Source organism: Burkholderia sp. RF4-BP95 (genome assembly GCF_001521985.1).
GTDB lineage: Bacteria > Pseudomonadota > Gammaproteobacteria > Burkholderiales > Burkholderiaceae > Burkholderia > Burkholderia diffusa.
This window is the reverse complement of sequence record NZ_LOSX01000033.1, coordinates 58,379-79,921: the sequence shown is the minus strand read 5'-3', so window position 1 is coordinate 79,921 and position 21,543 is coordinate 58,379. Positions and strand designations below refer to the sequence as shown.

General features: G+C 67.8%; 21 protein-coding genes. 11 read left to right on the top strand and 10 right to left on the bottom strand.

What is annotated here, in order from left to right:
• The coding region (locus WS46_RS36875) for a 4Fe-4S dicluster domain-containing protein (protein WP_133168007.1) at nucleotides 1-76 on the top strand (76 nt) is incomplete at its 5' end.
• A 116-nt stretch (nucleotides 77-192) separates the two neighbouring features.
• Here the strand turns inward: WS46_RS36875 and WS46_RS14325 are convergent.
• The 3 genes from WS46_RS14325 to rbsK are packed head-to-tail and all read right to left on the bottom strand — an operon-like array spanning nucleotide 193 to nucleotide 3,492.
• Complete coding sequence (locus WS46_RS14325) at nucleotides 193-1,140, bottom strand: dihydrodipicolinate synthase family protein (RefSeq protein WP_059690915.1); 948 nt, start codon at nucleotides 1,138-1,140, stop codon at nucleotides 193-195.
• Between the two features lie 44 nt (nucleotides 1,141-1,184).
• Nucleotides 1,185-2,504 carry an MFS transporter gene (locus WS46_RS14320; RefSeq protein ID WP_059524173.1) on the bottom strand — a complete coding sequence of 440 codons (1,320 nt, stop codon included), beginning with the start codon at nucleotides 2,502-2,504 and terminating at the stop codon, nucleotides 1,185-1,187.
• A 58-nt stretch (nucleotides 2,505-2,562) separates the two neighbouring features.
• Nucleotides 2,563-3,492 (bottom strand): ribokinase, encoded by a 930-nt coding sequence (gene rbsK / locus WS46_RS14315; RefSeq protein ID WP_059690914.1) that lies wholly within the window; start codon nucleotides 3,490-3,492, stop codon nucleotides 2,563-2,565.
• Nucleotides 3,493-3,730: 238 nt separating this feature from the next.
• Between rbsK and WS46_RS14310 the strand changes: the two genes are divergently transcribed.
• Complete coding sequence (locus tag WS46_RS14310) at nucleotides 3,731-4,801, top strand: LacI family DNA-binding transcriptional regulator (RefSeq protein ID WP_059690913.1); 1,071 nt, start codon at nucleotides 3,731-3,733, stop codon at nucleotides 4,799-4,801.
• Nucleotides 4,802-4,870: 69 nt separating this feature from the next.
• Here WS46_RS14310 and aroC read toward each other — a convergent pair whose 3' ends face one another.
• From aroC to WS46_RS14295, 3 genes are all read right to left on the bottom strand, one after another.
• Nucleotides 4,871-5,971 (bottom strand): chorismate synthase, encoded by a 1,101-nt coding sequence (gene aroC, locus WS46_RS14305; protein ID WP_059524168.1) that lies wholly within the window; start codon nucleotides 5,969-5,971, stop codon nucleotides 4,871-4,873.
• Nucleotides 5,972-6,169: 198 nt separating this feature from the next.
• A complete protein-coding gene (locus WS46_RS14300; RefSeq protein WP_059690912.1) occupies nucleotides 6,170-8,104 on the bottom strand; it encodes an MFS transporter in 1,935 nt (644 codons plus the stop codon).
• Nucleotides 8,105-8,243: 139 nt separating this feature from the next.
• Nucleotides 8,244-8,705: a CBS domain-containing protein gene (locus tag WS46_RS14295; protein ID WP_059524164.1), complete on the bottom strand. Its 462-nt coding sequence runs from the start codon at nucleotides 8,703-8,705 to the stop codon at nucleotides 8,244-8,246.
• A gap of 158 nt (nucleotides 8,706-8,863) precedes the next feature.
• On the opposite strand from WS46_RS14295, the gene WS46_RS14290 reads away from it, so the two are divergent.
• Entirely contained in the window at nucleotides 8,864-9,181 is a 318-nt protein-coding gene (locus WS46_RS14290) for an Mpo1-like protein (protein WP_059524162.1), read from the top strand.
• 18 nt (nucleotides 9,182-9,199) lie between these two features.
• Here the strand turns inward: WS46_RS14290 and WS46_RS14285 are convergent, their stop codons facing one another.
• Complete coding sequence (locus WS46_RS14285) at nucleotides 9,200-10,531, bottom strand: YihY family inner membrane protein (RefSeq protein WP_059690911.1); 1,332 nt, start codon at nucleotides 10,529-10,531, stop codon at nucleotides 9,200-9,202.
• Between the two features lie 142 nt (nucleotides 10,532-10,673).
• Here WS46_RS14285 and wrbA point away from each other — a divergent pair, with 142 nt between their 5' ends.
• The 4 genes from wrbA to WS46_RS14265 are packed head-to-tail and all read left to right on the top strand — an operon-like array spanning nucleotide 10,674 to nucleotide 13,978.
• A complete protein-coding gene (gene wrbA, locus WS46_RS14280; RefSeq protein ID WP_059690910.1) occupies nucleotides 10,674-11,294 on the top strand; it encodes an NAD(P)H:quinone oxidoreductase in 621 nt (206 codons plus the stop codon).
• The gene (locus WS46_RS14275; protein ID WP_059690909.1) at nucleotides 11,291-11,683 is read left to right on the top strand and encodes a DUF2069 domain-containing protein; all 393 of its coding nucleotides are present in this window, start codon (nucleotides 11,291-11,293) and stop codon (nucleotides 11,681-11,683) included. The genes wrbA and WS46_RS14275 overlap by 4 nt, the downstream gene beginning before the upstream one ends.
• 20 nt (nucleotides 11,684-11,703) lie before the next feature.
• Nucleotides 11,704-13,125, top strand: coding sequence for an FAD-binding oxidoreductase (locus WS46_RS14270; RefSeq protein WP_059690908.1), 1,422 nt, complete (start codon nucleotides 11,704-11,706; stop codon nucleotides 13,123-13,125).
• A 25-nt stretch (nucleotides 13,126-13,150) separates the two neighbouring features.
• Nucleotides 13,151-13,978, top strand: coding sequence for a metallophosphoesterase (locus tag WS46_RS14265; RefSeq protein WP_059690907.1), 828 nt, complete (start codon nucleotides 13,151-13,153; stop codon nucleotides 13,976-13,978).
• 56 nt (nucleotides 13,979-14,034) lie between these two features.
• On the opposite strand, the gene WS46_RS36040 is transcribed toward WS46_RS14265, so the two are convergent.
• Both WS46_RS36040 and WS46_RS14260 read right to left on the bottom strand, forming a co-directional pair.
• Nucleotides 14,035-14,193 carry a hypothetical protein gene (locus tag WS46_RS36040; protein ID WP_175908214.1) on the bottom strand — a complete coding sequence of 53 codons (159 nt, stop codon included), beginning with the start codon at nucleotides 14,191-14,193 and terminating at the stop codon, nucleotides 14,035-14,037.
• Between the two features lie 125 nt (nucleotides 14,194-14,318).
• Nucleotides 14,319-15,260, bottom strand: coding sequence for a LysR family transcriptional regulator (locus tag WS46_RS14260; RefSeq protein ID WP_059690906.1), 942 nt, complete (start codon nucleotides 15,258-15,260; stop codon nucleotides 14,319-14,321).
• Between the two features lie 157 nt (nucleotides 15,261-15,417).
• On the opposite strand from WS46_RS14260, the gene WS46_RS14255 reads away from it, so the two are divergent.
• From WS46_RS14255 to WS46_RS14240, 4 genes are read left to right on the top strand one after another with little or no spacing between them, the layout of a single operon-like run.
• Nucleotides 15,418-17,010, top strand: coding sequence for an efflux transporter outer membrane subunit (locus WS46_RS14255; protein ID WP_082725327.1), 1,593 nt, complete (start codon nucleotides 15,418-15,420; stop codon nucleotides 17,008-17,010).
• A gap of 15 nt (nucleotides 17,011-17,025) precedes the next feature.
• Entirely contained in the window at nucleotides 17,026-19,227 is a 2,202-nt protein-coding gene (locus WS46_RS14250; protein WP_059524146.1) for an FUSC family protein, read from the top strand.
• Entirely contained in the window at nucleotides 19,224-19,427 is a 204-nt protein-coding gene (locus WS46_RS14245; protein WP_011351756.1) for a DUF1656 domain-containing protein, read from the top strand. Before WS46_RS14250 ends, WS46_RS14245 begins: the two co-directional genes overlap by 4 nt.
• 12 nt (nucleotides 19,428-19,439) lie before the next feature.
• Nucleotides 19,440-20,315: an HlyD family secretion protein gene (locus WS46_RS14240; protein WP_047900486.1), complete on the top strand. Its 876-nt coding sequence runs from the start codon at nucleotides 19,440-19,442 to the stop codon at nucleotides 20,313-20,315.
• A gap of 36 nt (nucleotides 20,316-20,351) precedes the next feature.
• Here the strand turns inward: WS46_RS14240 and WS46_RS14235 are convergent, their stop codons facing one another.
• Entirely contained in the window at nucleotides 20,352-21,380 is a 1,029-nt protein-coding gene (locus WS46_RS14235; RefSeq protein WP_059690904.1) for an EpsG family protein, read from the bottom strand.
• Between the last annotated feature and the right edge of the window lie 163 nt (nucleotides 21,381-21,543).

The window sequence follows — 21,543 nt, the reverse complement described above, 5'->3', positions numbered from 1 at the left end:
CATCAAGGACCCGACGCAGAACATCGTGTGGGTCACGCCGGAAGGCGGCGGCGGGCCGAATTACCCGAACATGTAACCTGCCGGAAAACGCCGCCTCGCGCGGCGTTTTTTTGTCCCGTCGGCATTCGACGCCACCCTGCCCGCCACCGGGCGCGCGATTGTCGCACCGAACCGCGCCCCGAACCGGCGGCGCTAGCGCGCCGCAATCCGCCGACGGAAATGCTCGGTGCCGGACACGATCTTGTCGAGCACCGCGTCGAGTGCCCAGAACCGCTCGCGCACGTCGTAGTCGATCGCGCGGCAGCGAATCGATCCGAACGTGCCGATCCGTTGATGATAGATCTTCGCGAGCGCCGGGTAGCCAAGCGCTTCCGACACCGCCGAGAGCACCAGGAACGTCGACAACTCGTCGGCAAGCGCCGGATCAGAGTCGCCCTGCGTGCGCAGCCACCGATACAGATCGGGATGGAAGTTGGTGAACACGCCGTTGAAACCGGCGGAGCCCGCCTTCATCGCATCCCATGCGATCGCGGCGTTCGCATTCAGGATCTTCATCGGCGAGCCCGCGGCCAGCGCAACGCGCCGCTTCACCGTCTCCAGGTCGCAGCTCACGTCCTTCAACATCACGAAGCGGCCCGTGTCGATGCACGCGTGCAGTTCGTCATCGGATAGCAATCGCCGATAAGGCGCCGGACATTCATACAAGCCAAGCGGCAGATCCGTCGGCAATCGGGCGAGCAACTTGTGAAGATGATCGAGAAACGCGGCGCTGCCCTTGCGCTGTGAATCGAGGCGGTTAGTCACGAGCACGACGCCCTGCGCACCCGATTCCGCCGCGGCGCACAGCTCGGCGACCTGCGCGTCCAGATCGTCGCTGACGTGCCCGGACGCGACGACAGGCACACGCCCCGCCACCCGCTCGACCACGAAACGCGCAAGTTCCGCACGTTCTGCGAGACTCAGGAATTGCATCTCGCTCGATTGCGCGACCGCGAACAGCGCATCCGAGCCGTGCGCCAGATACCATTCGATGAGTCGCTCGAGGCCCGCGTAGTCGATCGCGCCGGCATCGTCGAACGGCGTCAGCATCACCGGCACGATCCCTTCGATGGTCGTGCTCGCCTGCTGATGTGATTGCATCTGTTTCTCCTTCCTTCAGTGAATACAGGGGGTAGCCGGCCGCCTCAGGCCGGCAGCGCTCCGCGCGCGGCACTCGCGGACTGCTCGGGAATCGGCTTGCGCACCAGCAGCAGGTAAGCCATCGCGCCGGCGAAGGCGATTGCCGCCGCCGTCAGCAGCGCCGGCACGAACGACCACTTCTGCGCGATGACACCCGTCAGGATCGGCGCGAGCGCACCGCCGATGAAACCGCCGAAATTCTGGATCGCGCCGAGCGATGCGACACGGCTCGGCGGTGCGGCCGCCGTCGCGAGCGCCCACGAACATGCCGATGCCGCATTGGCGAGAAAGATCACGACCGAAATGCATGCGAGCGCGACCGTATTGCTCTGCACAAGCGCAGCCGGAATCGTGAACGCGACCATCCCGAGCATCGCGACGACCACCGCATTGCGCCGGCTCACGACCGGCGAGCGGCTGCGGCGCGTCACCAGATCCGACAGCCAGCCTGCAACGAGCGAACCGACGAACCCGCACAGGAACGGCACGGATGCCGCAAACCCGGTGCGAATGAGGCTCATGTGACGCTCCATCGTCAGATATCCCGGCAGCCAGGTCAGGTAGACCCAGTTCAGATACACCGAACCGAAGAAGCCGATCAGCATGCCCCAGGTCGTGCCGTGCGAAAACAGGCTGCGCCAGTCGGCGAAGGTCAGCTTGGGTGCCGCGACGGTCGTCTGCGCATCGGCATCGAGATACCCTCGTTCCGCCGCGGTCAATTGCGCGCGCGCCGGATCGCGATACGACGCAAACCAGACGACGGCGACCACGAGACCAAGTGCCCCCGTGATGAAGAACGCCCAGCGCCAGTTGAACGACGCGACGAGCACCGACAGCAGCAACGGCGCGAGCGCGGTACCGAGCGGCGATGCCGCGTTGAAGATCCCGGTCGGCGTACCGCGTGCGCGCAACGGAAACCAGTTGCTCACCACCCGCGCCGCCGACGGGAACTGCGGCGCCTCGCCGATGCCGAGCACGATGCGCGCGACGATGAACCAGCCGAAGGTGGACACGAGGCCGCCCGCCATCTGCGCGAACGACCAGACGATCAGCCCGATGCCGAGCAGCCGGCGCGGCCCGATGCGATCGACGAGCCCGCCGACCGGAAACTGGCACAGCGCATAGCTCCACGAGAACGCCGACAGCAGCAACCCCATCTGCGAGAGCGACAGCCCGAGATCGTTCCGGATTGCCGAACTCGCGACGGCCAGCGTGCCGCGATCGAGATAGTTGACGATTCCGCTCGCCATCAGCAGCGCGAGCGCGATACGTTGTCCGCGCCGGATACGTGGCGGCGCAGTCGGAACAGCCTGGTCTTCGTTCATTTCGATTGTCTCCATGTCATAGGCGGGTGTCTGCCCGCGCCTTCCGTCGTCGCGGAATCTATACCGTCATGCGCTCCACTTCCTCGCGTGTCGGAATCGACGTCTGCGCGCCGTGGCGCGTGACGCTGATCGCGGCAGCACGCTGGCCGAACGCGATCGCGTCGTCCATCGACGCACCGCTCGCCCGGGCGGCCGCGAATCCGCCGACGAAGGTGTCGCCGGCCGCCGTCGTATCGACGGCGACCACCGCCATTGCCCGATGGCGGCCATTCCCCGCGCTGCCGCGCCAGCAGACGCCGCGCGCGCCCAGCGTGACCAGCACGTTGCCGACGCCTTTCGCGCGCAGCGCCTCGGCGGCGCGCACCGCCGAGGCGTCGTCGCCGACGGCGATGCCGGTCAGCGACTCCGCTTCCGTTTCGTTGACGACGAGGTAGTCGATCCGCGCCAGCAATGCGTCGAACAGCGGCCGTGCAGGCGCCGGATTGAGCAGCACCGGCGTGCGATGCGCGATCGCACTGCCGATCGCGCGCGCGACGGTCTCGATCGGCACCTCGAGCTGGCACACCATCAGCGCCGCACCGGCGATCGCGTCGCGCGCTTCGTCGATCAATTCAGCATCGAGGTGCGCGTTCGCACCGGGCACCACCACGATGCTGTTCGCCCCGTGCGCGTCGACCGTGATCGTCGCGACGCCGGTTGCCTCGCCGTCGATCCGGTGCAGGTGCGTCACGTCGATGCGTTCGGCCGCCAGCGCGTCGTACAGGCGCGCCCCGAACGCGTCGTCGCCGACGCAGCCGATCATCGCGACCGATGCGCCCAGACGGGCCGCCGCCACCGCCTGGTTCGCCCCCTTGCCGCCGTGAACGGTCCGGAACGTCGTGCCGAGCAGCGTTTCGCCCGGCACGGGCAGCCGTGGCGCATGCGTGACGAGGTCGACGTTGATGCTGCCGACGACCGCGATTCGAGGGGACTTTGCGTGGCTCTTCATCAAATGTAACCGCTTACATTTGCGACAAACAAAATAGCCGGAGCGGCTGTCGTCGACGAGAATTTCACAACGCGGGTGCAACCTGTGTCTGACATAATACGGAATGACATCAAGATAGCGCTTACATTCGCACAGGCGTCGCCGGGAATGCAAGCGGGACCACGATGAATCGAGGGTAAACGATGGCGTTTTTGATCACGCGCGGCGTCTGCGACGCAGCCGCGCCCGAGGATGACCGATGAGTATGCCCCCATCCAGCGGCGGCACGGCTCGCGCACGCCGCGGCAGCGGCCGATCGGTGCTCGGGGATGTCGCGAAACTCGCCGGCGTGTCGACCGCGACCGTTTCGCGTGTCTACAACGACCCCGGCAAGGTCTCGGCCGACGTGCAGCAGCGCGTGCGCGACGCGGCACGCGCGCTGAACTGGATTCCCAATGCGGCCGGCCGCGCACTCGCCTCCACGCGCACCCACATCACGGGTGCAATCATCCCGACGCTCGACGACCAGGTGTTCGCATCGCAGGTAGCGGGCATGCAGGCGGTCATGGCCGAGCACGGCATCACGCTGTTCCTGGGCTGCTCGAATTACGACCCGGCCCAGGCGCTCGCGCAGGTGCGCGCGATGCTGTCGCGCGGCGTCGAAGCCGTGTCGCTGGTCGGCGAGGCCTATCCGCCGGAAGTATTCGAACTGCTCGACCTGCATCGGGTGCCGTATGTCGTCACCTATGCTTACCGCGACGACAGCCCGCACTGCTGCATCGGCTTCGACAACCGTGCGGCATTCGCGCGACTGACCACGCACCTGCTCGACCTCGGGCATCGCAATTTCGCGATCATCATGCAGCCTTCGGCGGACAACGACCGGGTGCAGGCCCGCCTGCGCGGCATCCACGACACGCTCGCCGCGCGCGGGCTCGCGGTCCGGCCGATCCACCAGCATGAGGGCCCGGCCACGATCGCGTTCGGGCGCGCGAGCCTGCGCGCGATCGCCGACAGCGGGGCGACGCGCCCGACGGCCGTGATCTGCGGCAACGACGCACTCGCGCTCGGCGCCCTGCTGGAAGCGCAGGCCATCGGCCTCGAGGTGCCGTCGCAATTGTCGATCACCGGCTTCGACGATGTCGCGCTGGCTCGCGAAATCCGGCCTGCGCTGACGACGATGTGGGTCGACACCGACGCGATCGGCCGCAAGGCCGCCCGCGCGTTGCTCGACGCACTCGAGCACGGCGAAACCGGGCCCGGTTACGCGATACTGCCGGAGCTGCGGGTGCGCGAATCGGCCGCGCCGCCGAATTCGGCGGCTCAATGAAAACGGGGCGCCTCAGGCGCCCCGTTTCGCATCGAATCGATCGAGCCGGCGCATGCCGGCCCCGCTGCATCAGGTCGCGCTGCCCGCGATCTTCGGCGTCGGCGTCTCGACGTCGCCGCACTGCGCGCGATGGCGCAGCGCATGGTCGATCAGCACCAGCGCGAGCATCGACTCGGCGATCGGCGTCGCGCGAATGCCGACGCACGGGTCGTGGCGGCCGAAGGTTTCGACCGTCGCCTCTTCGCCGGACTTCGTGATCGAACGGCGCGGCGTGCGGATGCTCGACGTAGGCTTGATCGCGATCGACACGGTGATGTCCTGCCCCGTCGAGATCCCGCCGAGCACGCCGCCCGCATGGTTGCCGACGAAACCGGCCGGCGTCAGTTCGTCGCCGTGCACCGAGCCGCGCTGCGCGACGCTGTCGAAGCCCGCGCCGATCTCGACGCCCTTCACCGCGTTGATGCTCATCATCGCCTTCGCGATGTCCGCGTCGAGCCGGTCGAATACCGGCTCGCCCCAGCCGACCGGCACGCCGGACGCAACGACGTCGATGCGCGCGCCGATCGAATCGCCGTCCTTGCGCAGTGCGTCCATGTAGGCTTCCAGCTCCGGAACGACCGCCGCGTTCGGCGAAAAGAACGGGTTCTCGCGAACGTGCGACCAGTCGACGAACGGCACGTCGATCTCGCCGAGACCGCTCATGTAGCCGCGCACCTCGACGCCGAAACGCTCGCGCAGCCATTTCTTAGCGACCGCGCCCGCGCCGACGATCGGCGCGGTCAGGCGCGCGGATGAGCGGCCGCCGCCGCGGTAGTCGCGGATGCCGTATTTCTGCCAGTAGGTGTAGTCGGCATGGCCGGGTCGGAACGTCTCGACGATGTTGCCGTAGTCCTTGCTGCGCTGGTCGGTGTTGCGGATCAGCAGCGCGATCGGCGTGCCGGTCGTCACGCCTTCGAACACGCCGGACAGGATCTCGACCTCGTCGGCCTCCTGGCGCTGCGTCACGTGCCGCGACGTGCCGGGCTTGCGGCGATCGAGTTCGATCTGGATGTCGGCTTCGGTCAGCCCCATTCCCGGCGGGCAGCCGTCGATCACGCAGCCGATCGCGGGACCGTGCGATTCGCCGAAGGTCGTGACAGTGAAAAGCGTGCCGAGGGTATTGCCGGACATGATGGAACCGCCCAAAGAGAATTGGACAAACCGATGCGCTGCCGGGACCGCTGGCAGGCCGATCGTTTGCCGGTCGAGAAAAAGAAGTAAACCGCTATTATGCCAGCCGTCCCGTGCCCGCGGGCCGTGTGAACCGTTCAGACCACACGTGCCGGCCGCGCGGGCGGCCCGGCGCGATGCCGCCGGGCCCGCCCCTGCTCACTTTCGCGCGCCGCGCAACTCGGTCACCGCGGCTTGCAACGCCTCGGGCGTCGCAACCGAGGCCGGGATCGGCTCGCCGACCGCGAGCGTCAGCCGGCTCATCACGCCACGCTTGATGGGTCGCGGCATACGCGCATCGGTATGACGAGAAAAATAGCTGCCCCACAGCCCGCGCAACGCCATCGGAATCACGGGCGCCGGCGTACGGCTCAGGATTTCGGTGATGCCGTGGTGGAACGTGTTGATGTCGCCCGTCTTGGTCAGCTTGCCTTCCGGGAAGATGCACACGAGTTCTCCATCCTTCAGCGCGGCCTCGCACGCGTCGTACGCACGTGCGAGCATGTCGGGATCCTCGTGGCGCGGCGCGATCGGAATCGCCTTTGCATGCCGGAACACCCAGCTCGCGAAGCGCGTCTTGAAGATCCGGTGATCCATCACGAACCGGATCGGCCGCGGGCTCGCGGCCGCCAGCACGAGCGCATCGACGTAGCTCACGTGGTTGCATACGAGCACGGCCGCACCCTCTTCCGGGATCCGCTCCGCATGCACGAGGCGAATCCGGTAGAACGTGTGCACCAGCACCCACGCGACGAAGCGCAGCAGGAACTCCGGAACGAGCAGGTAGATGTACGTCGCGACCACGACGTTCAGCAGCGCGGTGACGAGGAACAGGCCCGGGATGTCGACGCCGGCCTTGGTCAGCCCCATCGCCATCAGGGCCGACAGGATCATGAACAGCGCGTTCAGGATGTTGTTCGCGGCGATGATCCGCGCACGATGGGTCGGCGCGCTGCGACTCTGGATCAGCGCATACAGCGGCACGCTGTAGAAGCCGCCGAACATCGCGAGCAGGAACAGGTCGGCCAGGATGCGCCAGTGACGCGCGCCGGCCAGGAATTCCCCGACCGACAGCAGATGCCCGGGCGACGGCAGCGCGCGGCTCGCGAAATACAACTCGATCGCGAACACGCTGATGCCGATCGAGCCGAGCGGCACGAGGCCGATCTCGACGCGCCGCTGCGACAGCCGCTCGCACAGCAGCGAGCCGAGGCCGATCCCGACCGAGAACGTCGCGAGCAGGACCGTGACGACGTCGGGGCTCGCGGACAGCACGTCCTTCGCGAAATTGAAGAACGACGTGAGGAACGTCGCGCCGACAAACCACAGCCACGAGATGCCGAGCAGGCTCAGGAACACGGTGCGATTCTGTCGCGCGAGCCCGAGGTTGCGCCACGTCTCGCTGAACGGGTTCCAGTTGATCACGAGATCGGGCTGCGGCGCCGGCGTCGGCGGCACGCGCTGCGCGACGAGCCGTCCCGCGAGCGCGATGACGACGACGCTGACGGCCAGCACACGTTCACCGTTGCCTTCGATGCCCGCGGCCGCGCCGCCGATGATCGTACCGATCAGGATCGCGATGAACGTGCCCATCTCGACGAGGCCGTTGCCGCCGACCAGTTCGTGGTCGCCGAGATGCTGCGGCAGATACGAATACTTGACGGGGCCGAACAGCGTCGAGTGCATCCCCATCATGAACGTGCACAGATACAGCAGCGTCGCGCTGTGCGTGACGAAGCCGGCCGCGCCGACCAGCATCAGCACGATCTCGAAGGTCTTCACGAAGCGCGTGAGCGTCGCCTTGTCGTATTTGTCGGCGATCTGGCCGGAGGTGGCCGAGAACAGCACGAACGGCAGAATGAAGATCGCGGAAATCAGGAACGCGGCCGTCTTCGCGTCGACGCCGGAGAAACGCGCGGTGTGATAGGTGACGAGCGAGGTGAATCCGATCTTGAACACGTTGTCGTTCAGCGCCCCGAGGAACTGGGTCGTGAAGAACGGCGCGAAACGGCGCTGACGCAACAGGTCGAACTGCGACGCGTGGGCGCGCCGTTCGCCGCGCGACGCGGAAGAGACTTGCGTGTGATCGCTCATGCGGAATACGCGCGCATCGTCTGGGCGAAGCTGCGCGGGCCTTGTGTTGTTGTCGAAAAAACGGCGGCGCAGGCTGAACCTGCGCCGCCGTGCGCCGAGTGGCAGCGCCCGCGCGTCATGGCACCGGGCGCGACATGTTTCACGGCTTCTGCGCTTCGGCTTCCGATTCGGATTCCGGCCAGTCGCGGATGTACGCCTTCAGCATCCGGTTCTCGAAGCTTTGCGCCTCGACGACCGTCTTCGCGACGTCGTAGAACGAGATGACGCCCATCAGCACCTTCTTGTCGAGCACCGGCATGTAGCGCGCGTGGCGCTCGAGCATCATCCGGCGCACTTCGTTGACGTCGGTTTCCGGCGTGCACGTGAGCGGCTCGTCCATCACCTTGCGCACCTGCACGTCGCCGATCGCGCCGCCGTTCACGTGGAGGCGCAGGATGATCTCGCGGAACGTCAGCATCCCGACGAGATCGCCGTACTCCATCACGACGAGCGAACCGATATCGTGTTCGGCCATCGTATCGACCGCTTCGCGCAGCGGCTTATCGGGCGTCACCGTAAACAGCGTGTTGCCCTTCACTTTCAGAATATCGCTGACGCGCATCGTAGTCCCCTCATGCTTGAATGCAAATCCGCTTTCGATCCTATCGGAAAGCCTGTCAAAAGGAAAGCGCGGGCCCGCGCGGCGCGGCCGCCCCCGCTTGCGGACGCGAGCCGCCCGCCGCACAATGACTCCATCGACAGCGGCCCGAGGAGACGGCCATGGCGCATACGCATACGGACCAATTCGCCAGCTTCGCTGACTTCTACCCGTATTACCTGAACGAACATCAGAACCTCACGTCGCGGCGGCTGCACTTCATCGGCTCGCTCGGCGTGATCGGCTGCGTCGCGATGGCGATCGCGACGGGCCACTGGCCGTGGCTGCCGGCGGCGGTCGTGTGCGGCTACGGATTCGCGTGGGTCGGACACTTCTTCTTCGAGAAGAACCGCCCCGCCACGTTCCGGCACCCGATCTACAGCCTGATGGGCGACTGGGTGATGTTCAAGGACATCTGCACCGGGAAGATCCCGCTGTAACGTCCGCCCGGCGGCGCGTCACGCCGTTTTCGGCGGCCGCGCGTGCGGGTCGGGCGCCCCGCCGGGCACAGGCCCCGGCACGGTCTCCGCCGGCGGCACGCCGGTGAGCCGGTGCTCGGCGATCAGCGACGCAAGCGATACGTCGAACCGGTCGTTCGACAGCACCTCGAGCAATGCCGCCCCTTCGACGTGGCTGCGGCGGCGCTGGAGCTGGTAGGTCAGTTCCGTGCGGTCGATCACCAGCACGTCGAACAGCTGAGCCAGCGTCAGGTGCTCCGGATTCGCCAGCAGGATGTAGCTCGGCGCGAGTTCGCCGCTTTCCAGCCGCGCGATCCATTCCCGCTCCTCCATCGTCAGCAGCAGCCGCTGCGCGGTTTCCATGTCGCAGCGCAACATGGTCGCGAGCCGCATCGCCGTATAGCCCGCCTTGCCGACCGCGCGCGCCTCGGCCAGCCTCGCCAGCAGTTCGAGCGCGTCGAGCAGGTCGCTGCCCGGATAGTGGATGCGATGGAACTGGCCGACGCGAATCGCCGGCAGTGCGGACGCCACCATCGCGCCGAGCAGCGCGATGAACCAGCTCAGGTACACCCATAACAGGAACACCGGCAGCGCCGCGAACGCGCCATATACGGCCGTATAAGTCGGAATGCGCCGCACGTAATAACCGAAGCCGCGCTTCGCGAGCTCGAACGCGATGGCCGCGAACAGCCCGCCGATCACGGCGTCGCGCCATGCGACCGTGCAGTTCGGCAAGTACACATAAAGCAACGTGAACGCGAGCACGGTCAGCGGCAGCGACACGAATGCGAGCAGCCATTCGACGATCGACGTCGACGGCGCGGCGCCGGTGAACGCCAGCGACTGCGTAAACAAGTACGACGAGATCGACAGGCTCACGCCGAACAGCAAGGGCCCGAGCGTGATCAGCGCCCAGTACGCGAGCACGCGCTGCGCGAACGGCCGCGGCTTGCGCACCCGCCAGATCAGGTTGAACGCGGACTCGATCGTCATCATCGTCATCACCGACGTGACGACGAGCGCGATCAGGCCGGCCGTCGTCAGCCCCTTGGCCTTCGACGCGAACTGGTTCAGGTACTTGAAGATCTGGACGTTGAACTGCGCGGGCATCAGGTGATCCGCGAGGAACCCCTGCAGCGAGATCTGGAACGATGCGAACATCGGGAACGCGGTGAACAGCGCGAACGCGACCGTCACGAGCGGCACGAGTGCCAGCATCGTCGTGAACGTGAGGCTGCCCGCCACTTGCGGGATGCGATCCTCGGCGCTGCGCCGGGCCGCGAACTGCGCGAGGCGCTTGAGGGTGTCGAGATCGACGCTCAACTTCGGCAAACGGCTTCTCCTTCTCGATGGCGCGCGCGATGGCGCGCCGCCGCCGCGCTGCGCGACGACTTCAGCCCCTATAATAGCCGCTCGATCCAGCAGGGGCCGACTGCACCGGGCATGCGCGCGGCCGCACGCGGCTCCGTCGCCCATGAAAGACATTCTCGTCCTCTATTACAGCCGTCACGGCGCCACGCGCGATCTCGCGCTCGCGATCGCGAACGGCATCGACAGCGTGCCCGGCATGCAGGCCCGCATCCGCACGGTGCCGCCCGTCTCGACGGTCTGCGAGGCCACCGCCCCGGACATCCCCGACGACGGCCCGCCCTACGCGGAACGCCGCGACCTCGAGGAATGCGCGGGCCTCGCGCTCGGCTCGCCGACCCGCTTCGGCAACATGGCCGCCTCGCTCAAGTATTTCCTCGACGGCACGACCCCGCAATGGCTGTCGGGCGCGCTGACCGGCAAGCCGGCCTGCGTGTTCACGTCGACCGGCAGCCTGCACGGCGGCCAGGAATCGACGCTGCTGTCGATGATGCTGCCGCTGCTGCATCACGGGATGATGATCGTCGGGATCCCGTACACGGAATCCGCGCTCAGCACGACGCGCACCGGCGGCACGCCTTACGGCGCATCGCACGTGTCGCAGCACGATCGCAGCGCGACCGACGGGCTGTCGGCCGACGAAAAGGCGCTCGCGGCCGCGCTCGGCGTGCGGCTCGCCCGCACCGCGGCGGCCCTGTCCGCCGCCCAGGCCTCCGAAGCGGCATGACCGTGCCCGCCCGCCCCGCCGTCGCCGCCCGGCCGCGCTACGCGCTGGCCGCGGCCACATGCCTCGTCGCGCTGATCGCGCTGTCGCTCGCGTGGGAACTGTGGCTCGCGCCGCTGCGCCCGGGCGGCTCGGCGCTGATGCTCAAGGCCGTGCCGCTCGCGCTCGCGCTGCCCGGCGTGTGGCGGCGTAACATCTATACGATGCAGTGGGCGAGCATGCTGATCCTCGTCTATTTCGCCGAAGGCATCGTGCGCGGCATGTCCGACCGCGGGTTGTCCGCGACGCTCGGCTGGTGCGAGACCGCCCTCGCCGTCGGCTTCTTCGTGGCAGCGCTTGCGTACGTCGCGCCGTTCAAGCGCGCGGCGAAGCGGCAGCGCGCCGCGTCCTGACCCTTACGCGACCGAACGTGATGATTTCTTCCGAAGCCTTCGTATCCGCCTGCCGCGACGCGATCGGCACCACCTACGTGCTGACCGATCCGCACGATACCGAGCCGTTCCTGACCGACTGGCGCCGCCGCTACAAAGGCAGCGCGTGCGCGGTGCTCAAACCGGCCGATACGGCCGAAGTCGCCGCGCTCGTCCGGCTCGCGAACACGCATGGCGTCGCGCTCGTGCCGCAGGGCGGCAACACGGGCCTCGCCGGCGGTGCGACGCCCGACGCGAGCGGCGACCAGGCCGTGCTGAGCCTCGCACGCCTGAACCGCGTGCGCGCGCTCGATCCGCACAACAACACGATCACGGTCGAAGCCGGCGTGATCCTCGCCGACGTGCAGGCACGCGCCCGCGAAGTCGGCCGGCTGTTCGCGCTGAGCCTCGCCGCCGAAGGCAGCTGCACGATCGGCGGCAACCTGTCGACCAACGCGGGCGGCACCGCGGTGCTGCGCTACGGCAACGCGCGCGAGCTGTGCCTCGGGCTCGAGGTCGTGACGGCGCAGGGCGAGATCTGGGACGGCCTGCGCGGCCTGCGCAAGGACAACACGGGCTACGACCTGCGCGACCTGTTCATCGGCGCCGAGGGCACGCTCGGCATCATCACGGCCGCGGTGATGAAGCTGCATCCGCTGCCGGCCGCGCAGGTCACCGCGCTGGCCGCGCTCGAGTCGCCGCACGCGGCGCTCGACTTCCTCGCGCTCGCGCAGCGCGCGGCCGGCCCGCTGCTGACCGGCTTCGAGCTGATGTCCGATTTCTGCATGCAGCTCGTCGGCAAGCACTATCCGCAACTGCGCTATCCGTTCGACCGCACGCATGCGCAGACGGTGCTGCTCGAACTGTCGGACAACGAGAGCGAAACGCATGCGCGCGCGCTGTTCGAAAAACTGATGGAAGAAGCATTCGAGGCCGGGCTCGTGGTCGACGCGGTGGTCGCGGAAAATCTCGCGCAGTCGCGCGCATTCTGGGACCTGCGCGAACACATCCCGCTCGCGCAGGCCGACGAGGGACTGAACATCAAGCACGACATCGCAGTGCCGATTTCGTCGATCGCGCGCTTCATCGACGAAACCGACGCGGCGATCCAGCAGGCCGCGCCCGGCGCGCGGATGGTCACGTTCGGCCACCTCGGCGACGGCAACCTGCACTACAACGTGCAGACGCCCGAAGGCGGCGACCCGAAGGCGTTCCTCGCGGAATTCCAGAAACCGATCAATCGCATCGTCTATGACAACGTGCACCGTCACCACGGCACGATCAGCGCGGAGCACGGAATCGGCCAGTTGAAGATCGACGACGCCCAGCGCTACAAGTCGCCGGTCGAAACGGCGCTCATGCGCACGCTGAAGACCGCGCTCGACCCGCGCGGGCTGATGAATCCCGGCAAGGTCCTGCGCTGAAGCCCCCCACCCCGGAGCGATGTCCATGAGAGTCCGCGTCCTGTCCGACCTGCATCTCGAAAGCAACCAGCCCGACACGATCGCGCACGCCGATGCGGATCTCGTCGTGCTGGCCGGCGACATCCACAATCACGCGGAAGGCCTGCGCTGGGCCGCCGAAACGTTCGCCCCCGACGTGCCGGTAATCTACGTGCCGGGCAACCACGAGTACTACGACGGGGAATTCGGCGCGCTCGAAACCGCGATGCGCGACGCCGCGCAGGCGATCGACAACGTGCATTACCTGAACAACGGCGTGTACGTCGATCCGGCACAGCGCTTTCGCGTGCTGGGGACGACGCTGTGGTCCGATTTCTCGCTGTTCGGCGCCGACGAGGCGAGCATCGCACGCGCGATCGACGCCGGCATGCGTGTGATGCTCGATTTCAAGGGCTTGATCCAGGTGACGTGGCCGCACGATGCGGCATTGCATGCGGCGGAGGCGCCGGAGCGGGATTTCACGCCGGCCGACGCGATCGCGCTGCACCGGCAAGGCCGCGCGTGGCTGGAAGCACGGCTCGCGACGCCGTTCGACGGCCGCACGATCGTCGTCACGCATCATGCGCCGCACCTGCGCTCGCTCGCCGAGCGTTACGCGGAAGACCTGGCGTCGGCGGGATTCGTCACGGACATGGCGGAACTCGTGCGGCCGCCCGTGGACCTGTGGATCCACGGCCACACGCATACTTCATTCGATTACGTGACCGACAGCGGCACGCGCGTGGTGTGCAACCCGCGCGGCTATATCCACCGGCGCACCGGCGAACTGGAAAATCCCGCGTTTGCGTGGGACAGAGTGGTCGAGCTCGGCTGAACGCCGGGCCATCCGGCCGCGTGATGCGGCCCTTCCCGATCCGAAAGGCCGCCCGATCAGCGATCGGCGCGGCGCGATCCGTTCGCCGACGGGCGTACCCGCACCGGCGCCGGCTTCATCCGTGCCTTCATCGCGCGCAGCAGATCGCGCGTCGCCGCGGCGGCAGCAGCCGCACCAAGCAGAACTCCAAGGCCGATCATCAGTTGCGTATCCATTGCGACTCCGGGTATGGGCAGATCCAAATCTCTCTGATTTGAACAGTATCAAACTGTCCGCCGTCCGAGGGTAAAAAAATGTTGCGCGAAGGACAAATCTCGTCAGATCGGGCTCGACCGCGCGCTCATGTCGCAGCCGTGAACTGCGCGAGCGCGGCTTCGTCGGCTTCGAGCGTGGCCGGCAACTCATCGCGCAGAAAATCGACCCAGGTGCGGATTTTCGCGTCGAGATACTGGCGCGACGGATACAGCGCGTAGATGTTCATCACGTGCGACCGGTATTCGGGCATCACGCGCACGATGTGTCCGCTGCGCAGCCCGCCGATCGCCGAATAGAGCGGCAACCCGCCGATCCCCATCCCTTCCCGCACGGCCACCGCGAGCGCCTCGGCGACGTTCACGCGGAACGGCGGCGCCGTGATCGGAATCACCTCGTCGCCGTGCGGCCCCGACAGCGACCACTCGTCGAAGTGAAAGCCCGGCGCGACCATCCCGAGACAGACGTGGTGCTCGAGATCCGCGGGCGTCCGCGGCACGCCGTGCGTGTCGACATAGCCCGGCGACGCACACACGACGCTGTAGCTCTCGCCGAGCCGCTGCGACACCAGCCCCGAATCGGGCAGGTCGCGGCCGACGACAATCGCGACGTCGTACCCCTCGTCGAGCAGGTCGGGCATCCGCTGCGCGAGCGTCAGTTCGACGTGCACGTCGGGATAGCGCTGCCGATAGCGGGCAATGGCCGGCACCAGGTAGTGCTGCCCGAGGCTCGTGAAGCAATGGACTTTCAGCTTGCCCGACGGGCGCGCGTGCGCGTCGCCCGCTTCGGCTTCGGCCTGTTCGACGTACGCGAGGATTTGCTCGCAGCGCTGCAGGTAGCGCTCGCCTGCCTCGGTCAGCGCGATCCGGCGTGTCGTCCGGTTCAGGAGGCGCGTGCGGAGGTGCGCCTCGAGATCCGACACGGCGCGCGATGCATAGGCGGTAGTCGAATTCATCTGCTGGGCGGCCGCGGTAAAGCTTCCCGCGTCGACCACACGGACGAATACCCGCATGTTTTGTAACGTATCCATCCCATTACCCGTTTGAATCCGGAGGGATTGTTGCACAGCGGCGAACAAATATTGTCTCAGGATTCGTAAAAATGACTTGCACCCTTGTCCATTTATTCAGGAATCACTGAAAAATATAATCGCATCCGACTCATCTATATCCGAAAGGGAGAAAATCGTGCGGTCTCCGGCAACAAAAGGGACGCTGGCACTGGCGGTTCTTGCAGTCTCATTAATAATGGCCGGATGCGCGAGCATGGGCGACAACAAGCCGCAGTCCGCGCGCATCGAAGCGAACACGCTCGATGCCGGTGCCGCCATCCGCGCGGCGGACCACGATGCAGGCTGGCCCGCGTCCGACTGGTGGCGCGCGTACCGCGACCCGCAACTCGACGCGTGGATCGCCGCCGCGCAGGCCGGCAACCCCACCCTCGCGGCCGCCGAGGCCCGCGTGCGCGAAGCGCAGGCGATGGCGCGCGTGGCCCATTCGGCGGAACTGCCGCAGATCAACGGCAACCTGTCGCTGATGCGCCAGCACTGGCCCGACAACGTGTACTACGGGCCCGGACCGCTCGCCGACACCGACACGTGGAACAACACCGGCACGCTCGGCCTGTCGTACCACCTCGACCTGTGGGGCAAGGACAAGAACGCGACCGAGCGCGCGCTCGACACCGCGCATGCGACGGCGGCCGACGCACGGGCGGCGAAGCTCGAGCTCGAGGTCAACGTCGTGCGCGCGTATGTCGGTATGTCGATGAACTACGCGCTGCTCGATCTCGCGCACGAAACGTTCGAACGTCAGCGCTCGCTGGCCGATCTCGCGCGCAAGCGCCTGCAGGCCGGCCTCGGCACGCAACTCGAAGTCAGCCAGGCCGAATCGACGCTGCCCGACTACGAGCGCCAGATCGACAGCTATGAAGAAGCGATCCAGCTCGCGCGCCACCAGCTCGCCGCACTCGCGGGCAAGGGCCCGGGCGCCGGCGATGCGATCAAGCGGCCGAGCCTGTCGCTCGACGCGCCGGCCGGCTTGCCGTCCGCGATGCCGGCCGACCTGCTCGGCCGCCGCCCGGACGTCGTCGCGGCCCGCTGGACGGTCGACGCGCAGGCACGGGGCATCGATGTCGCGAAGGCCGCGTTCTACCCCAATATCGATCTGCTCGCGACGGTCGGCGGCTTCGGCGTGACCGCGCCGTTCACCGACTTCCTGCGCGCGATGAACGGCGGCTGGACGGCCGGCCCGGCGCTGTCGCTGCCGATCTTCGAAGGCGGCCGCCTGCGCGCGCAACTCGGCGCGGCCGACGCCGGCTACGACCAGGCCGTCGAGCGCTACAACCAGACGGTCGTCGGCGCGCTCAAGGACATCGCCGACCAGGTCGTGCGGATCCGCTCGCTCGATACGCAGAAGAAGGACGCCGCGCGCTCCGTGGCCGCCAACGACCGCAGCTACCAGCTGTCGCGCGAAGGCTTCCGCCGTGGCCTGACCGATTACGTGAACGTGCTGGTCGCGCAACAGCAGTTGCTGCGCGCGCAGGAGACGGCGGCCCGCATCGACGCGGAGCGCCTCGCCGCGCACGCGCAGCTGATGGCCGCGCTCGGCGGCGGCGTCGAGCCGGAAACGGACGTTCAGGCCGGCCATCCGCCGCACGACGAATCCGCCGCGAGCGCCGCCGCGCCGGCCGCCGCATCGGGTGCGAAGCCCGTCGTGGCCACCGCCCGGCCCGCGCAGGTCGCGACCGCCGGCGCGACCGCCGCGCCGGCCGCACGGTAACGCGGAGCGACCGTCATGTCCGCCTCCTCCCCCGCTTCCACACATGCCGCCGGCCCGCTCGCGGCCTGGTCCGCCGCGTTCGGCGACTGGGCCCGCAGCGACGGCGCCGCGTGGCTCTATCTGTTCAAGGCACTGCTTGCCGCGTTCATCGCGACCGGCGTGTCGATGCGGCTCGACCTGCCGGCGCCGAAGACGGCGATGACCACGGTGTTCATCGTGATGCAGCCGCAAAGCGGCGCGGTGCTCGCGAAGAGCTTCTACCGGGTCGCCGGCACGATCTTCGGGCTGATCGCGACGCTCACGTTCGTCGGGCTGTTCCCGCAGCAGCCGCAGCTGTTCCTGCTGGCCGTCGCGCTGTGGGTCGCGCTGTGCACGGCCGGCGCCGCGCGCAACCGCAACTTCCGCAGCTACGGCTTTCTGCTCGCCGGTTACACGACCGCGCTGATCGGCCTGCCGGCATCGCAACACCCGGACGGCGCGTTCATGAGCGCGATGACGCGGGTCGCCGAGATCATGGTCGGGATCGTGTCGGCAGGCGTCGTCAGCGCGCTGGTGTTTCCGCAGTACACCGGCGAGCAGATGCGCACGACGGTGCGCAAGCGCTTCAGCAGCTTCGTCGACTACGTCGCGGCGGCGCTGTCGGGCCAGCTCGACCGCGCGCACATCGAAACCATCCATACGCGCTTCGTCGCGGACGTGGTCGGCTTCGAAGCGGCGCGCAGCATGGCCGTGTTCGAGGATCCGGACACGCGGATGCGCAGCGGCCGCCTCGCGCGTCTGAACAGCGAGTTCATGAGCGTATCGAGCCGCTTTCACGCGCTGCATCAGTTGATGAACCGGCTGCGCGCGGCCGGCGCGCAGGCCGCGATCGACGCGATCGAGCCGTACTTTCGCGAGATCGCACCGCTTCTGACGCGCAATGGCGAACCGGTGCGCTCGTCGGCCGACGCCGCGCTCGCGGCCGAACAGCTGCTCGCGTGGCGCGACGCGCTGCCGCGCCGCATCCGCGCGACGCGCGCCGCGCTCGAGACGCAGCCGGATTTTCCGCTGCTCGACTTCGACACGGCCACCGAGCTGCTGTACCGCTTCATCACGGACCTGCACGAATACGCGGCGACCTATGCGTCGCTGTCGACCGCGACACACGAGCGCGAACGCTGGATCGAGCGCTACGAGCCGCGCACCAACGTGACGGCGATGGTGATCGCGGCGATTCGCACCGCGACCGTGATCCTCGTGCTCGGCTGGTTCTGGATCGAGACCGCGTGGCCGAGCGGCGTCACGATGACGCTGACGGCCGCGGCCACCTGCGCGCTCGCGTCGTCGACACCGCGGCCGACCGCGATGTCCGCGCAGATGGGCATGGGGACCGCGCTGGCCGTCTGCACGGGCTTCCTGCTGACGTTCGGCATCTACCCGCACATCGACGGCTTCCCGCTGCTGTGCGCGGCCCTCGCGCCGCTGCTCGCGATCGGCATCTTCATGACGATGAAGCCGAAGCTCGCGGGCTACGGGATGGGCTACCTGATCTTCTTCAGCTTCCTCGCCGGCCCCGACAACATCACGCACTACGACCCGATGAGCTTCATGAACGATGCGCTCGCGCTGGTGCTGTCGATGCTCGTCTCGGCGATCGCGTTCGCGGTGCTGTTTCCGCCGACCGCGCCGTGGCTCAAGAAGCGGTTGTTCGCCGACCTGCGCCATCAGGTGGTCGCCGCGTGCCACGCACGGCTGGCCGGACTGCGCACGCGCTTCGAGAGCGGCGCGCGCGACCTGATGTACCAGGCGCACACGCTGTCGGCCGACCAGCCCGACGTGCAGCGCGACGCGCTGCGCTGGATGTTCGCGGTGCTGGAGACGGGCAACGCGGCGCTCGACCTGCGCACCGAGCTGGCGACGCTGCCGTCCGACCCGCGCTATGCGCCGACGACGCCGTGGCGACGCGCGATCGAGACGATGCGCACCGCGCTGTCCGCGCTGTTCCGCCAGCCGGACGCGGCGCGCTTCGACGCGACGCTCGATGCGGTCAACGCCGCGATCGACGCGACCCGGCAGACGCTCGATGCGGTCACGCCGTCGCGCGAGGAGCGCCATCGGCTGCAACGCATCCTGAGTCATCTGCATTTCGTACGCACGGCGCTGCTCGATCCGGAATCGCCGCTCGAGCCGCTCAACCGCAACCGCCCCGTGCGTCCCCAACAAGGAGCCTCGTCATGATGCCGCGTGAAATCGCCATTCTCGATGCCTACATGCCCACGGTGGTCCTGATGTTCGTCCTGGGCGCGCTGGCGACCTGGGCCGTCGACCGCCTGCTCGCCTACACGGGCCTCTACCGTCTCGTCTGGCACCCGTCGCTGTTCCGCGCGTGCCTTCTCGTCTGCATTTGCGGCGGACTGAGTCTTGCCGTTTACCGTTGATTCCGAACCATCATGATTCTCAGAAAACTCTTCGGCTTCGTCGCGACCGCCGTCATCCTTCTCGTCGCGATCCTGATCGGGCGCTCGCTGTGGGTGCACTACATGGACGATCCCTGGACGCGCGACGGGCGCGTCCGTGCCGAGATCGTCAACGTCGCGCCGGACGTGTCGGGCGCGATCGTCGAACTGCCCGTGCATGACAACCAGCTCGTGAAAAAGGGCGACCTGATCATGCAGATCGACCCGTCGCACTACCAGATCGCGGTCGAGCAGGCGCAGGCGGCCGTCGCCGCCCGCCGCGCGGAACTGCAGATGCGCCGCGACGACGCGGCCCGCCGTGCCGACCTCGACGCGCTCGTCGTGTCGAAGGAAAACCGCGAGAACGCCGCGCACAGCGCATCGAGCGCCGACGCGCAGTACCAGCAGGCGATCGCCGCGCTCGACGCCGCGAAGCTCAATCTCGAACGCACGCGCGTGGTCGCGCCGGTCGACGGCTACATCACGAACCTGCAGACGTTCAAAGGCAACTACGCGGTGGCCGGCCAGGCGAAGCTCGCGATCGTCGACAGCCATTCGTTCTGGGTCTACGGCTACTTCGAGGAAACCAAGCTGCCGCGCGTGAAGGTCGGCGCACCGGCCGAGATGCGGCTGATGAGCGGCGGCGTGATGAAGGGCCACGTCGAGAGCATCTCGCGCGGCATCTACGATCGCGACAACCCGCAAAGCCGCGACCTCGTCGCGGACGTGAACCCGACCTTCAACTGGGTGCGTCTCGCGCAGCGCGTGCCGGTGCGCATCCGCATCGACGAAGTGCCGGCCGACGTGGTGCTGTCGGCGGGCACGACCTGTACGGTCATCATCGATCCGGACAAGCAGAAAAAGTCGTGATGAAACGCTGGCCGGGCGGCGCCCCGCCCGGCCGCGTCATTCCCAGAAGAACCGGTAAGGCAGGAACGGCGACGGGCCGAGCCCGTACTCGCCGAGCATGTTGCGCAGTCGCATCGCGAAGCCGACGGCGCCGATCACGACCAGCGCGACGATCACGTGCCGGCGTCGGATCCCCGGCACGTGCTGCAGCGGCACGAACTGACAGCCCATCGCGAACAGCACGAGCCACTGGAAACGCAGCCCCGCATAGCTGATCCGCGCGAGCGCGAAGCTCGCGATCTCGCAGACGAACAGGAACACGAGCGTGCGCGGCATGCGCGCCAGCAGCACCCAGCCGGCGGCGAGCGTCAGCAACGCAAGCACGAGCGGGGCACCGCCCGACATCTGCGCGGGCGGCGTGAACGCCGCATACAGGCCGACCTTCGCGAGCAGCGCGTCGTGATGCATCGCGAACAGCACGCCGCCGATCGCGACCGCCAGCCCCGCATAGCGCAGCAGGCGCAACCGTCGGACCTGCAGCAGCACGACAAGCAGCGCCGCCGACACGTGCATGGCGGTCGCCGCGGCCGCGAACGCGAACGACGCGCCGTGCCGCCTGCGCGCCCATGCGTCCGATGCGAGCTTCGCGACACAGAACGCGACGCCGTAGCGCACGCCGCTCATCGCCATGTCGTAGAAGAACAGCGGAAAGATCAGCGTGGCGAACACGCATGCGTCCTCGGCGCTCCGGCCGAACGCGGCGACGCACGCGACGACGACCAGCAGCGACAGGATCGCCATCGCGATGTGCGGCTCGTGCCCGAGCCACGCGAGCGCGCGCACGAGCCAGACGAAACCCGGTTCGAGCGTGCGCGGCACGACCTTCAGGTTGCCGCTCCAGATGCCGGTAATGATGTCGAGATAGATCGCCGTGTCGGTGCCCGTCCGGCCCCGCAGCACGGCGAACGCGGCGGCCGGCGCGATACCCGCCGCGAGCCATCTCCACGCGGCCACGCGCGTGCGCATGCCGATCGCTGCGGACGCGAGCATCCACAGGTATCCCGTCAGGTAAATCGTCATCGTCATTGTTGTGACCCGCTCGGCGTGCGGTCGCACCGGAGTCGGTGCGCATGCGCCGCGGGTTCTGGCCCCCCGCTATGTGGAGGCGCATTGTAAGGGATTGCGCGCGGGCCGACTGCCGGGTTTGTCACCGATCGACAGCAGCGCGGCAGCCTGCGCGTCGCGGGCG

What these genes read in the sequence shown, in the direction of transcription:
- WS46_RS14275 (WP_059690909.1), top strand. Translation starts at nt 11,291, where the DNA reads ATGACCGTGCCCGCCCGCCCCGCCGTCGCCGCCCGGCCGCGCTACGCG.
- WS46_RS14260 (WP_059690906.1), bottom strand. Translation starts at nt 15,260, where the DNA reads ATGGATACGTTACAAAACATGCGGGTATTCGTCCGTGTGGTCGACGCG.
- WS46_RS14240 (WP_047900486.1), top strand. Translation starts at nt 19,440, where the DNA reads ATGATTCTCAGAAAACTCTTCGGCTTCGTCGCGACCGCCGTCATCCTT.
- WS46_RS14250 (WP_059524146.1), top strand. Translation starts at nt 17,026, where the DNA reads ATGTCCGCCTCCTCCCCCGCTTCCACACATGCCGCCGGCCCGCTCGCG.
- aroC (WP_059524168.1), bottom strand. Translation starts at nt 5,971, where the DNA reads ATGTCCGGCAATACCCTCGGCACGCTTTTCACTGTCACGACCTTCGGC.
- WS46_RS14270 (WP_059690908.1), top strand. Translation starts at nt 11,704, where the DNA reads ATGATTTCTTCCGAAGCCTTCGTATCCGCCTGCCGCGACGCGATCGGC.
- WS46_RS14235 (WP_059690904.1), bottom strand. Translation starts at nt 21,380, where the DNA reads ATGACGATGACGATTTACCTGACGGGATACCTGTGGATGCTCGCGTCC.
- WS46_RS14290 (WP_059524162.1), top strand. Translation starts at nt 8,864, where the DNA reads ATGGCGCATACGCATACGGACCAATTCGCCAGCTTCGCTGACTTCTAC.
- rbsK (WP_059690914.1), bottom strand. Translation starts at nt 3,492, where the DNA reads ATGAAGAGCCACGCAAAGTCCCCTCGAATCGCGGTCGTCGGCAGCATC.
- WS46_RS14325 (WP_059690915.1), bottom strand. Translation starts at nt 1,140, where the DNA reads ATGCAATCACATCAGCAGGCGAGCACGACCATCGAAGGGATCGTGCCG.
- WS46_RS14295 (WP_059524164.1), bottom strand. Translation starts at nt 8,705, where the DNA reads ATGCGCGTCAGCGATATTCTGAAAGTGAAGGGCAACACGCTGTTTACG.
- WS46_RS14320 (WP_059524173.1), bottom strand. Translation starts at nt 2,504, where the DNA reads ATGAACGAAGACCAGGCTGTTCCGACTGCGCCGCCACGTATCCGGCGC.
- WS46_RS14245 (WP_011351756.1), top strand. Translation starts at nt 19,224, where the DNA reads ATGATGCCGCGTGAAATCGCCATTCTCGATGCCTACATGCCCACGGTG.
- WS46_RS14300 (WP_059690912.1), bottom strand. Translation starts at nt 8,104, where the DNA reads ATGAGCGATCACACGCAAGTCTCTTCCGCGTCGCGCGGCGAACGGCGC.
- WS46_RS14265 (WP_059690907.1), top strand. Translation starts at nt 13,151, where the DNA reads ATGAGAGTCCGCGTCCTGTCCGACCTGCATCTCGAAAGCAACCAGCCC.
- wrbA (WP_059690910.1), top strand. Translation starts at nt 10,674, where the DNA reads ATGAAAGACATTCTCGTCCTCTATTACAGCCGTCACGGCGCCACGCGC.
- WS46_RS36040 (WP_175908214.1), bottom strand. Translation starts at nt 14,193, where the DNA reads ATGGATACGCAACTGATGATCGGCCTTGGAGTTCTGCTTGGTGCGGCT.
- WS46_RS14310 (WP_059690913.1), top strand. Translation starts at nt 3,731, where the DNA reads ATGAGTATGCCCCCATCCAGCGGCGGCACGGCTCGCGCACGCCGCGGC.